Annotated in this window: 10 protein-coding genes and 1 pseudogene; 5 read left to right on the top strand and 6 right to left on the bottom strand. The window is 70.8% G+C overall.

The window, feature by feature from the left end; all coding sequences use genetic code 11:
- Positions 1-119: 119 nt before the first annotated feature.
- Complete coding sequence (locus tag FE633_RS23290) at positions 120-893, top strand: response regulator transcription factor (RefSeq protein WP_171060088.1); 774 nt, start codon at positions 120-122, stop codon at positions 891-893.
- Positions 890-2278, top strand: a complete 1389-nt coding sequence (locus FE633_RS23295) for a sensor histidine kinase (RefSeq protein ID WP_138047082.1) — start codon at positions 890-892, stop codon at positions 2276-2278. Before FE633_RS23290 ends, FE633_RS23295 begins: the two co-directional genes overlap by 4 nt.
- A gap of 20 nt (positions 2279-2298) precedes the next feature.
- On the opposite strand, the gene FE633_RS23300 is transcribed toward FE633_RS23295, so the two are convergent.
- Positions 2299-2805 (bottom strand): SgcJ/EcaC family oxidoreductase, encoded by a 507-nt coding sequence (locus FE633_RS23300; protein WP_138047083.1) that lies wholly within the window; start codon positions 2803-2805, stop codon positions 2299-2301.
- 267 nt (positions 2806-3072) lie between these two features.
- Between FE633_RS23300 and FE633_RS23305 the strand changes: the two genes are divergently transcribed.
- Complete coding sequence (locus FE633_RS23305) at positions 3073-3795, top strand: sulfite exporter TauE/SafE family protein (RefSeq protein ID WP_138047084.1); 723 nt, start codon at positions 3073-3075, stop codon at positions 3793-3795.
- Positions 3796-3836: 41 nt separating this feature from the next.
- Here the strand turns inward: FE633_RS23305 and FE633_RS23310 are convergent, their stop codons facing one another.
- From FE633_RS23310 to FE633_RS23320, 3 genes are all read right to left on the bottom strand, one after another.
- Positions 3837-4496, bottom strand: coding sequence for a DUF5063 domain-containing protein (locus tag FE633_RS23310; protein ID WP_138047085.1), 660 nt, complete (start codon positions 4494-4496; stop codon positions 3837-3839).
- Between the two features lie 53 nt (positions 4497-4549).
- Positions 4550-5149 (bottom strand): recombination mediator RecR, encoded by a 600-nt coding sequence (recR, locus tag FE633_RS23315; protein WP_138047086.1) that lies wholly within the window; start codon positions 5147-5149, stop codon positions 4550-4552.
- A gap of 170 nt (positions 5150-5319) precedes the next feature.
- Complete coding sequence (locus FE633_RS23320) at positions 5320-5664, bottom strand: YbaB/EbfC family nucleoid-associated protein (RefSeq protein WP_119101572.1); 345 nt, start codon at positions 5662-5664, stop codon at positions 5320-5322.
- A 256-nt stretch (positions 5665-5920) separates the two neighbouring features.
- Here FE633_RS23320 and FE633_RS23325 point away from each other — a divergent pair, with 256 nt between their 5' ends.
- Positions 5921-6709, top strand: a complete 789-nt coding sequence (locus FE633_RS23325; RefSeq protein WP_138047087.1) for an SLATT domain-containing protein — start codon at positions 5921-5923, stop codon at positions 6707-6709.
- A gap of 162 nt (positions 6710-6871) precedes the next feature.
- Here FE633_RS23325 and FE633_RS23330 read toward each other — a convergent pair whose 3' ends face one another.
- Positions 6872-8293, bottom strand: coding sequence for a M20/M25/M40 family metallo-hydrolase (locus FE633_RS23330; RefSeq protein WP_138047088.1), 1422 nt, complete (start codon positions 8291-8293; stop codon positions 6872-6874).
- A 280-nt stretch (positions 8294-8573) separates the two neighbouring features.
- Between FE633_RS23330 and FE633_RS23335 the strand changes: the two genes are divergently transcribed.
- On the top strand, positions 8574-11273 hold the full coding sequence (locus tag FE633_RS23335; protein ID WP_138047089.1) for a type 1 periplasmic-binding domain-containing protein: 2700 nt from the start codon (positions 8574-8576) through the stop codon (positions 11271-11273).
- Between the two features lie 31 nt (positions 11274-11304).
- On the opposite strand, the pseudogene FE633_RS47390 reads toward FE633_RS23335, so the two are convergent.
- Positions 11305-12275: pseudogene (locus FE633_RS47390) on the bottom strand (serine/threonine protein kinase); the annotation flags it as partial.

Below are 12275 nucleotides of genomic sequence, written 5' to 3' on the forward strand. Positions count from 1 at the left end.
CGGTGCGTCCGGCCGCTCCAGGAGCGCACATGCCCTCTGAGCAACGGCCCACTCGCAAAGTGCGCCGAGTCACACCCGGCCCTCCGAAGCGACAATCTTCAAGTACTAGGGTTCCGCCTGTGCGCGTACTCCTGGTGGAAGACGACGAGCCGGTCGCCCAGTCGCTCCGGCGTGGCCTGATGCGATACAGCTTCGAGGTGGCATGGGTCACCACGGGTGGGGCGGCGCTGGCGCACGAGGACGCGTACGACGTCGTACTCCTCGACCTCGGACTGCCCGACACCGACGGCCTCGACGTCTGCAAGGCACTGCGCGAGCGCGGCAACGTACCGATCATCGTGATCAGCGCGCGCAGCGACGAGACGGACCGGGTGGTGGGCCTGGAGCTCGGCGCCGACGACTACGTCTCGAAGCCGTTCGGCGTGCGTGAGGTCATCGCACGGATACGGGCCGTGATGCGGCGCGTGCAGCCGCGTACGGATGCGGCGGCGGCACCGTCGGGCACCGGCGGCGGCCCCGACCGCTACGGGCCCCGCCTGACCATCGACCGCAAGGCGGCCCGCGTACGCCTGGACGGTGAAGAGGTGGCTCTCACCCCCAAGGAGTACGACCTCCTCTCCTTCCTCACCGAGGAGCCGGGCGCGCTGATGTCGCGCGAGCAGATCATGGAAGCGGTCTGGGACGCGAACTGGTTCGGGCCGACGAAGACGCTGGACGTCCATGTGGCGGCGCTGCGGCGGAAGTTGGCCGACGTGATCGCCATCGAGGCGGTACGCGGGGTCGGCTTCCGGCTCGTCGTCATCGAGAACGGCGGCGAGGGTGACGGCGTCGGCGGCAAGGGTGATGGCGTCGGCGGCGAGGGTGACGGCGACAGCGGCGGCAACACCTCATGATCCGTCAGCTCGTCCGCAGCTACGTCCTGCTCGTCGCCGTCGCCGTCGCCCTGTTCACCGTGCCGGTGGCCTTCACGCTCACCGACCAGCTGCGGGGTGACACCGAACTGTCCGTCGAGCGCGAGGCCAACACCATGGCGTTGCTGCTGGGCACCGACAACGACTCCTCGTGCCAGGCCCTGCGGGAGATGGCCAGGGCGTACGGCAAGAAGACGCCCGGGGAGGTCCAGCTGACCGCCACCGACGGCTGTGTGACATCCCTGATGCCGCCGAACCGGGACGCCGCCCTGACCAAGGCCCTGGAGAAAGGCAAGCCCACGACCGACTGGGGCTCCCCCTTCATCTGGGGGCCGAACCTGGTGATCACCGTTCCCGCGCACCAGCGTGCGGCGGACGGGAAGGTCGACGAGGGACCGGTCGTCGGCGCCGTACGGATCGTGTACTCGACCGAGGACATGACCAGCCGGCTGTGGTCGATCTGGGGCTTCCGGGCGGTCCTCGCGGTGCTCGTGCTGGCCGTGGCCGCCGTGATCGGCGTCGGGGCGGCCCGCCGCCTGACCCGCCCCCTGCGCGAGCTCAACGACATGGCGAGCAAGTTCAGCGACGGCGATCTGACGGCCCGTTCCCCTGTGACGGGCCCCAAGGAGACCCAGACCCTGGCGCGCACGCTCAACCAGGGCGCCGAACGCCTCGACACGCTGATGTCCGCGCAGCGCATCTTCGTGGCGGACGCGTCCCATCAGCTCCGCACTCCTCTCACGGCCTTGCGGCTGTCGCTGGACAACATCGCGGACGGCGTGGACGACGAGTTCGTCAAGGAGGACGTCGAGCAGGCCACCGCGGAAGTCGTCCGGATGAGCCGCCTTGTCAACGACCTGCTGGTGCTGGCCCGCGCCGAGGCCAAGGTGACGGCCGCGGAGCCGCTCCCGCTCCGGGAGGTCCTCGAAGAGCGCTTCTCGGTGTGGAGGCCGGCCGCCGACGAGCGTGGCGTCACCATCACGCTCAGGGGGGAGGCCGACGGCCGGCTGTTCGTGCTGGCCAGCCCCGGTCATTTGGACCAGGTCCTGGACAACGTGCTCTCCAACGCCCTGGAGGTCTCGCCCGACGGCGGAACGATCACCGTCAGGGTGCGACACCAGGGCGACCAGGTGGTGCTGTCGGTGCTGGACATGGGGCCCGGCATGTCGGAGGCCGAGAAGTCCCGCGCCTTCGACCGCTTCTGGCGCGGTCAGGGGCTCACGGGGCGCACCGGCTCCGGCCTCGGGCTCGCCGTCGTCAGACAACTGGTGTCGGACGACGGCGGCACCGTGGCCCTGCGCGACGCGCCCGGCGGCGGGCTGTGCGTGACGATCAGCCTCCGGGCGGCGCCGCAGGGCGGGCACTGACGCTCGGCCCCCGGGCACGATCAGCCCTCGGGCATCGCCGACGAGTGGTGGTTGACGATCAGCCACTCGCCGCCCCGCTTCTCGTACTCGTACGTGTAGCGGGCCTTGACCTTGCGCTTCTCGCCGGTCTCGTGGTCGGTGAGCGTGAACTCGTACACACCGGCGTCGATGGCGGAGTTGCCGTCGAGGACGTTGACGATCGTCTGCACCTTCTTGCCGACCGGCTTGTTCTCCAGGAAGTGCTGGAAGTAGTCGACGATGCCGGCTCTGTCGCTGCGCACCTTGTTGGACACGGTGGGCAGGAGGACGGCGTCCGACGCGTACAGGTCCGCGACCTTCTTCGCGTCGCCGGTCTGCAAGGCGGCGTTCCAGCCGTCGAAGAGGGCGGCGACCTGCGCCTTGGTGGGCTTGGCGGACGTGGCCTTGGCGTTCTGGTCGGCCATACCGACACCGACGGTCACCGTGGCGGCGGTGGCCACGGCAGCAGCGGTGACGAGAGCGGCGCGTATGCGGGTCTTACGGGTCATCGCAACTCCAGTGTCAGCGTGGTGAGTTGCTCCCTCCGCGTCCTGTGCGGTGGAAGTGACTCCAGCCTCGCTTCACGCTGGTTAGGGGCGGTGCAGCGGACGTACAGGGGGTGTACAAGGCCGCTCCAATTCACGCTCGGTGATGGTGCGGTCGCGTTTCGGACTCAGCGCCCGGCCCTCCCTGGACGCCCTTGGCCTGGTACGAGAGCCTCGTGTGTCGGACGCGGGCGATGGCAGTGGCGGGGGGCGACGGCCGTGACGGGGGGCTTGGCAGGGACCGCACTGCTGGCGGGGATCGTACTGCTCGGTGGGTGCGTGCAGTGGCTCACCGGGATGGGTTTCGCCCTCGTCGCCGTGCCCGCGCTCGTGCTGGTGCTCGGCCCCGCCGAAGGTGTCGTCCTGGCCAACTGCGCCGCAGGGGCCATCAGCGTCGTCGGCCTGGCCAACGGCTGGCGGAGGGTACGGCTCAAGGCCATGGTCCCGCTGTGCGTCGCGGCCGTGTGCACCGTGCCGGCCGGGACCTGGGTGGCCCGGCGGTTGTCCGAGCCCGCGCTGCTGGCCTGCATGGGCGTGCTGGTCACCGTGGCGGTGCTGCTCGTGATGTGCGGTGCCCGCGTGGCCGCTCTGCGCGGCGGCGGAGGGGCGATCGTCGCGGGCGGCGCCGGAGGATTCATGAACTCGGCGGCGGGTGTGGGCGGGCCCCCGGTGTCCCTCTACGCCCTCAACGCGGGATGGTCGGTACGGGAGTTCGTCCCCAACGCCCAGTTCTACAGCGTCATCGTCAACGCCGTCTCCGTGGCGTCCAACGGGGTGCCGCGACTGTCCCCACCCGTCTGGGCACTCGCCTCGGCGGCGCTCGCCGCGGGCGCCCTGATCGGCAGGACACTCGCCGAACGCGTACCGGAGAAACGAGCCCGCCTTCTCGTCCTGCTGCTCGCCCTGACCGGGGGGTTGACCACGCTGGGGAAGGGGGTGGCCGGGTTGGCTTGACTCGAAGCCAGGCCTCAAGCTCCCAGGCTCAGGACCAGGGACTACTTGGCCGTCCGCAGTCCCAGTGGTCCCGCGATCTCCTCTGCCATGACCTGACCGGCTTCCTCCTCCAGGGCGTCCTCGCTGAGGTCCTGGTCGGTGTCGAGGCCGTTCAGTTCCTCCAGGGGCTGGTTCAGCCTGACATGGGCCACCAGCGACTGGAGGGCGCGGAGGGTGGCCGAGGCGGTGGAGCCCCAGTTGGAGAAGTACGAGAACTGCCACCACCAGAGGGCCTCGGTGGTGCGGCCCGCGCGGTAGTGGGCCATGCCGTGGCGGAGGTCGGTGATGACGTCGGCCAGGTCGTCGGAGATACGGGCGGGGACCCGGGCCTTGCGCGGCTCGTAGGGGTCGAAGACCTCGGAGTAGACGTCGATCGGCTCCAGGAGCCGGGCCAGGCGTTCGCGGAGTTCGTCCACGTCCGGCTCCGGGCCCAGGTCCGGCTCGTAGCGCTCGTCCGGGACGATGTCCTCGTGGGCACCCAGGCGGCCGCCCGCCAGCATCAGCTGAGAGACCTCCAGGAGCAGGAAGGGGACGGCCGAGTCCGGCTCGTCGCCCTTGGCCACCTCGGTGACGGCGACGAGGAAGCTCTCGACCTGGTCCGCGATCTGGACCGCGAAGTCACCAGGGTCTTGAGCGGTCGCGTGCAGCGTGGGGTCAGACATCTAGAAGCCGACCTTCCTCGTGAGGTACCTCGCGAACATCCGCGGGAGTGCGTTCAGACATCCAGCAGCCGCCTTCCTTCGAAGGCACGGCCCAGGGTGACCTCGTCGGCGTACTCGAGGTCACCGCCGACCGGCAGTCCACTGGCCAGGCGCGTCACCTTGAGGCCCATGGGTTTGATCATGCGAGCAAGATACGTGGCCGTGGCCTCGCCCTCCAGATTCGGGTCCGTGGCCAGGATCAGTTCCGTGACGGTGCCGTCCGCGAGACGGGCCAGCAGTTCCCTGATCCGCAGGTCGTCCGGGCCGACGCCCTCGATCGGGCTGATCGCGCCGCCGAGGACGTGGTAGCGGCCCCGGAACTCACGCGTCCGCTCGATCGCGACCACGTCCTTCGGCTCCTCCACCACGCAGATCACCGCGGGATCGCGGCGCGTGTCGCGGCAGATGTTGCACAGCTCCTCCTGCGCCACGTTTCCACACATGGCGCAGAAGCGGACCTTGGCCTTGACTTCCATCAGGGCCTCCGCGAGCCGGCGGACGTCCGTCGGCTCGGCCTGCAGGATGTGGAAGGCGATCCGCTGCGCGCTCTTGGGACCGACGCCGGGCAACCGCCCCAACTCGTCGATGAGGTCCTGGACCACGCCTTCGTACAACGGACTGCCTTCCTGTTCACGCTCTCTCGGTACGTACCGTGATCGTGCTTGCTTTCTTGGTACGTACGGTAGTTGGCCCCCGGCCTTCTTAGAAGGGAACTCAGAAGGGAACGCCGGGTCGGGTCGGACGATTCAGATGGACGAGGCCTCCGGCTCCCGGGCCGCCGCCGTCAGAACGGCAGGCCGGGGATACCGCTGCCGCCGCCCAGCCCCTGGGCCAGCGGGCCGAGCTTCTGCTGCTGGAGGGCCTGCGCGTTCTCGTTCGCCGCCTGGACCGCCGCGACGACCAGGTCGGCGAGGGTTTCGGTGTCCTCGGGGTCGACGGCCTTCGGATCGATCTTCAGAGCGCGCAGTTCGCCGGAGCCGGTCACAGTCGCCTTCACCAGGCCGCCGCCCGCCTGGCCGTCGACCTCGGTACGCGCCAGTTCTTCCTGCGCGTTCGCGAGGTCCTCCTGCATTTTCTGGGCCTGCTGGAGCAGCTGCTGCATATTGGGCTGGCCACCACCGGGAATCACGATCAGCTCCTGGTTCGTACGGCTGTCTGGACGGGGTTTTTCCGCCTCGGCACGAGCCTACGTGGTCCACAGCGCCGTCGCCCCACCACTCTTTCGAGTGAGGTGGCGCGTTGTTCTATACCTGACCACGGGCCACGTCCGAGCGGAAAAGCCCTGAAACCAGGGCCGTCGCCACCCATTGGGAGGTAGTAAGAGTGGGGCGCGTCAGCACCCTGAGCCAGGATACCGTCACGCAACGTCACGATTAGGAGCGTCGGTGAGCCAGCCGGAGATGCAGCCCGAGGGGTCGGCCCAGGACGGTCGAGGTGACGGCCGGGGAGACAGTCGGGGTGACAGTCGGGGTGACGGACGGGGAGACAGTCTGAGTGACGGCGGCCCGGGCGACCTGATGGGGCGGCCCTTTCCGCACGGCGACTGGGGTGAGCCGGCCGAGCGGCTCCACGAGCTGTACCGGTGGGTGGAGGCGGGGGCGCTGTCCACGGTGGCCTGGTATCTCGGCGACCGGGTGTGGAAGCGGCGGGCGGCGCGGGTGCTGCGGGCCGGGGCGACCGCGGGTGTGGCCGTCGGGGCCGCGCTTCCGTTGCTCGACCTCACCGGGGTGGTGGGCGGGGTCGCGCCCTGGGGATATCTGGGGCTGCTGCTCGGGGTGGCCTGTGTCGGGGTGGACCGTTTCTTCGGGGTCACGTCGGGCTGGATGAGGGATGTGGCCACGGCTCAGGCCGTACAGCGGCGGCTGCAGACGCTTCAGTTCGACTGGGCCTCGGAGTGTGTGCGGGAGGTTCTCGGGCCCACGGAGGGGACGGCCGGGGAGGCTGCCGAGCGGTGTCTTGGGGTGTTGCGGCGGTTCTCCGAAGATGTGACGGAGCTGGTGCGGGCGGAGACCGCGGAGTGGATGGTCGAGTTTCGGACCAGGTCCGCGCAGTTGGCCCTTCAGTCGGCGGGGGGTGGGGGGTCGCGGGCGGAGGCGGCGCCGCCGGGGCGGACGTCGTTGCCGCCGGGGGCTCGGCCGAACATGCCTCGGCAGCGGCCGCCTGAGCCGCGGTGACGTTTCCCTGGGGCACCTCCCAGCGGTAGCTGGGGAGTTTGAGGAGCGGGGGCCCGGGGGCTGGCCCCCGGGAGCGGGGTCTGGGGCGGAGCCCCAGGGGACGGGAATGGGTAGGGGCGGCGGGGGCGACTGACATCGGGCACCACTCCGCGCGGACGACGACTACGTCTGCGGGTCCGGGAACGCCACCGGGCTTCGGTAGCCCGAGCGGTTCACTGCCCGTACGCCGAAGAACACGTTGTCCTTCGACAGGTCCACCTCGTGCGAGGTCACGTCGCCGACCGGGATGACGTGCGTCCACTCGGGGGCTGTCGTCTCGCGCCAGACCACCTCGTAGCCCGCCAGGTCGGGCTCGGAGCCGCGGGTCCAGGTCAGGTGGGTGGCGTTCGTGAGGTCGGCGGTGCGGATTCTGGCGCCGCGGGGTGTGCCGGGGGCCTGGGCGAGGCTCCACAGGGCGGCGGCGTTGACGCGGGCCACGCGGGCCGTGAACGCGAAGTCGCAGAACTCCGGCAGGTCCCCGTACTGCTTGCCGTCCTCGACCCGTACGTCCTGGTGCTGGTGCGCGAAGTCCTCGGCCGGTTCCGTGAAGCGGGCGGCGGGATAGGCGCGTTCGAGGAACGGGATGTGGTCGCCGCCGCGCCGGTAGCGGTCACGGCGGTAGATGACGCGTACGCGCATACCGGTCGCCGCGTTGTCCGCCGTGTCCCGTACGAAGCGGGCCAGCTGGCGGGACGGGGAGTCGTTCTCGCCGCCCACCGAGCGGCGGACGGCGGCTTGTTCGGGGGTCTCCGAGGTGGGGACGCCTTCCGCGAAGAGGCGGACGGTGTACGGATCCTTCGTGCCGTCGTCCGCCGTCGAACTGCCCACGATGTCGTTGGTGAACATCCCCTGTACGTCCGCGCCGGCGTCCTTGTACCGCGACGCCATGTGCGCGGCCCCGTACAGCCCCTGCTCCTCCCCCGCCACCGCCGCGAACACGATCGTGGCGGCCGGGCGGAGCTTCGCCATCACGCGGGCCAGCTCCATGGCGACGGCCACCCCCGACGCGTCGTCGTCCGCGCCCGGTGCGTCCGACGTGGCGTCCATGACGTCGGTGACGCGGGAGTCGTAGTGGCCGGAGACCACATAGACGCGCTCCGGAGTGACCGAGCCGCGCAGGGTCGCGACGACGTTCGTGATGCGGGTCGCCACCGGGATGCGGGTCGCGGGTTCCTGGACGTACGACTGGAGTTCGGCCGTCATCCGGCCGCCGGAGGCCGCCGCGTACGACTTCATCTCCGAGAGGATCCAGTCGCGGGCCGCGCCGATGCCGCGTGCGGGGTCGTCCTGGACGGAGAGGGTGTGACGGGTGCCGAAGGAGACGAGTTTGCGGACCGTCGCCTCGATGCGGGCCGGGTCGATCTCCCGTAAGAGGGCGCGTAGTTCACGGGAGGGCGGCTGGGCCGTGGCCGGCGGGCGGGTGCCCGTTTCCGCAGCCGAGGCGGCCGAGGCAGTGGCCGTCGCCGTGGCGCCCATCGACGCGGCCGAGGCCGTTGCCGTTGCCGCTGCCGTTGCGGCCAGGACGGTTCTTCTGCTGGGGCGCATGGGTCCTCCCGGGGCATGAAGCGCTGGGGCTCGAAGCGGTGAGGCGTCGTCGACTCGCCATCGTTGTGTACGCGTCATGCGGGGGCAAGGGGGCCCGAGACAGGCCGAGTTGGGCCGAGAGGCGCCGGAGGACCCGCGTGCATGCGGGGCGCTCGTGAGGGAACGGAGGCGCACTTGTAACGGTGTCGAAGCGCTTGCCACAACCCGTTGTAACGGGTGTGATACTGCGAGTACTCTCCGACTTCCCTTCAGACACGCCTTGTTGACATACGGGGGCATCATGGCGCATCCGCAGGCCGGTCCGGACGGCTTCCCGGACGACAGCCGGGCCGATGTCTTCGTACGCGAGTTCCCCACGGCCGTGGCACCCGCGAACCGCGCCAACCTGGCCACGAAACCACCGCTGTTCATCCTCCGCGTCCCGGGCGACGGCGCCGCGTGCGCGGAGGGCACGCACCGGGTCGTGGAGGCGCTGCGCCGCTCCCTCGACGAGCACGGCAAGCTCGTGCCGTACGTGTATCTCGCCGCCGTACAGGACGACACGCTCCTCCTCGCCGAGAGCGCGGGCCTCGGTCTGCAGGACGTTCCTCCGGAGCACATGACCCCGGACCGTTTCCCGCACTTCACCCTCCTGCGGGACCTCGTCACCTACATCCGCGAGCACCCGGACCGCTGGCCGGGCGCCCGCGCGGTGGCCCTGCGCGAGTACGCGTGTGACCAGCAACAGGCCGAAAAACGCGGCCTGTTGGGCACCCTCCCCAAGACCAGTCCGCCGTCCAGCGATCTGAAGGGCTGGTTCCTGGTCGTCTTCTGGCTGTGGTTCACCCGGTACGCGCCCCGCTGGCTGTGGCAGAAGCGCATGTCCCGCAAGGTGATGCGCCGCTGGCTCGCCGACGAGCCCGTCGCCGCGGGCGGCAAGAGCCTGTTCCGCGTCATGGACCACGTGGCCAACGTGCAGTCCACACGCCTGGTCCGCCCCGCCGGCGATGCACGTCACGAGGAGGCGCTCCAGGAGCTCGACCAGCTCCTCACACGCGCCCTCCTGGAGGACCTGCGCACGCCCAGGGTCGGCGGCCTCCTGCCCCGGCGCCGGCGCCGCACCGCACGCCCCGTCCTGCTGGTGGAGCTGCCCCCGCCCGGCGCGGACGGCGCCCGCGCGGCCGAGCGTTTCGTGCGCTCCCTGCACCGGGCCCGCGCCACCGCCCAGCAGCCGGGGCCCCTCGTCGTCATCGTCGGGCAGCCGTCCACCGGCCTGCTGAACGACCTGGACAACCCGGGCGAGAGCAACTTCTCCCAGGCCGGACTGCACCTCAGCCAGAGGGACGGCTCACCGGTCCTGGTGACCTTCACCGACCACGCGCCGCACGGCCCCGGCCTGCCCGTCCCCCAGGTCGAACCGACCTTCTTCAAGACCGACTGGCGCACCACGACGTCGTTCCTGGCGGGCGCGCTGGCGCTGGCGCTCGTCGGCACAGTGATCGGGGTGCGCACCTGGATCGCTCCCCCGGCCGACCACACCTGCGTCGGCGGCACCGAGTCCGTAGCCGAGGCGGCTCGCTCCACCGCCATTCCAGTGGACGCCAAAGGCTGGTACGACGCGGCCGCGCAGGCGATCGACGAGCAGAACAGACGGGCCGAGGCCTACGCCCGCCAGGACCACACCGTACGGACGGTCGTCGTGTTCGTCTCCAAGAAGCCGACCACCGTGGACGAGACGCGCTTCGACGGCACCATCCCCGAACTGCGCGGCATCGCGATGTGGCAGAAGAAGCTCAACGACGACGCGGCCTCCAACAACTCACTCGTTCCACTGCGCGTGGACGTCCGTGCCACCGGCGAAGGATTCCGCGACGCCGAACGTGAGGCCGAGAAACTCGTCACCGAAGTGAAGAACGAACAGAACGCCGAGGACTACAAGCAGGTCGTCGGCGTCCTCGGGTACGCGCAGAGCCGCGAGGAGACGCAGGCCGCCCTGCGGGTGCTCGGCCGGGCCCAGATCCCCACGGTCGGCACCACCGCGACCGCCGACGAGATGATGACCGGCGACGCGGGCCGCAGCTACTGGCCGTTCACCCCGAACAACTCCCGGGAGGCCGGGATCGAGGCGGACTTCGCGAGCCAGGAGAACATCGTGGCCCGACGCGACTCCGACGACGAGTGCTCCCCCGCCGGGCACGCCGTCGTCATCGAGAGCTCGGCCGACCTCTACAGCCGCAGCCTCGCCGACCGGTTCATGGCGGACTTCCCCGGCACCGAGCGGGTGTTCAACTTCAACCAGGACAACGACTTCGAACCCGAGCCGTCCGTCCCGGCGGAGAACCTGGTCAGCGCCGACGTACTGGCCCGCAGGATCTGCCAGGCCCTGAACCAGGAGCCGGACTCCGTCCTGTACTGGTCGGCGCGGGCGAAGGACTTCACGGCGTTCGTCAACTCCATGGACCGGGAAGGCACCTGCACCACCCACAGCCTCACAGTCCTCGGCGGCAACGAACTGACCAACGTCGCGCAGACCGGCGTCTTCAAGGACAAGCACTGGCTGCGCCTCTACTACTCCGCGCACCGGCTCCCCTCCACCGACGGGGAAGCCAGTGGGAAAACGCGCCAGTTCTTCGACGACTACGAATCCTTCGTGGAGACCAGCACCGAGGGCACCGACCCCTGGGAGCAGGACGGCCACTCGGCGGTCTCGTACGACGCCTTCCACGTCCTGTCCCAGGCGGTGGCGGACGCCCGGCTGGCCGACGAGGAGGTCGACCGCCGGTCCGTGCTGCTCACCCTCAACAACGGTGTCTCCTTCAACGGCGCCACCGGGTTCGTCTCCTATGCCAAGGGCGTCCACGCCCCGCCCGTGGACAAGACCCTCGTCCTGCTGCGGCAGCTCGCGGACGCGCCGGAGGCGGTGGTGGTGTGCGGGGCGTACGGGCAGGGCGAGTCGAGCCAGAAGCAGGACCCGCCGTGCCGGGGCGGCGGCGGGTCCTGACGGCCGTGGTCGACCGCGGTGGTCGTGGGGTTCAGTTCTGCTTGGTGTACGTCAGCTCGTCGCCGTTGCTCACGTTCACCCGGCGGAGACGGCCGTCCGGGAGGAGGGTCAGCTCGGTGGCCGCGCCGGGAGTGCAGGACGTGGCCGGTTCGCCGACGGTGACCTTCGACGGGCCGATACGCAGCGGGCCGGTGGTCGTCGGGGTCTCGGCGAGCTCCGCCTGGAACACGCAGTGGTACGTACCGTCGTCGGCCGGGCCGTCCGCCGTGAGGGCGAGCACCGTGTCGCCCACCTCGCCCTGCTGGATGGTGAGTCGGCGGGTGTTGCGGCCCGTGTCGTTGTCGATGGACGCGGTCCAGGTGCCGATGAACTCGGTGGGGATCGCGCCGTTCTCCGGCGTCTCGTCCGCCGTGGTGAGCGGCTCGGTCGTGGGGTCCTGGGGGGTCGAGTCCGGCGTCTCGGGGGCGCCGGCGGTCGGGGACGCGGTGGTCTCGCCGCCGGTGCGGGTGTTGCCGTCGCCGCTCATCAGCGCGTAGACGGAGCCGCCCGCGCCGAGCGCGACCACCAGGGCCACCACGATCAGCGCGGCGGTCGAGCGGCCGCTTCTTCGTGGGGGTTCCTGTGGGCCGCCGGGGCCAGGGCCGTAAACGGGGGTGGGGCCGTACGGCGGGGTGGGGCCGTACGGCGGGGTAGAGCCCGGCGGGGGCGCGTACGCCCCCTGGGGGGCGCCCCAGGCAGCGGGCTGCTGCGGGTAGCCGTACGCGGCGGGCTGCGGGTGCTGCTGGGCGGAGCCGTACGCCGGGGGGACCGGGGCGTCCGGTGGGGCCGTCTGCGGGGTGCCCGGCGGAGTGCCGGGCGGGGGTGTCTGGGGCGAGCCCGTGACCATCGTGGGGAGGTGGTCCAGCGGGGCGCTGCCCGGCATGCCCGGCGGGGGCGGGGTGGAGTCGTCGGCGGCGGGGGCGTGTTCGGGGGACGCCCCGGGCGCGGGGGCGTGATCGGCGG

The organism is Streptomyces montanus (genome assembly GCF_005786655.1).
Classification (GTDB): Bacteria; Actinomycetota; Actinomycetes; order Streptomycetales; family Streptomycetaceae; genus Streptomyces; species Streptomyces sporangiiformans.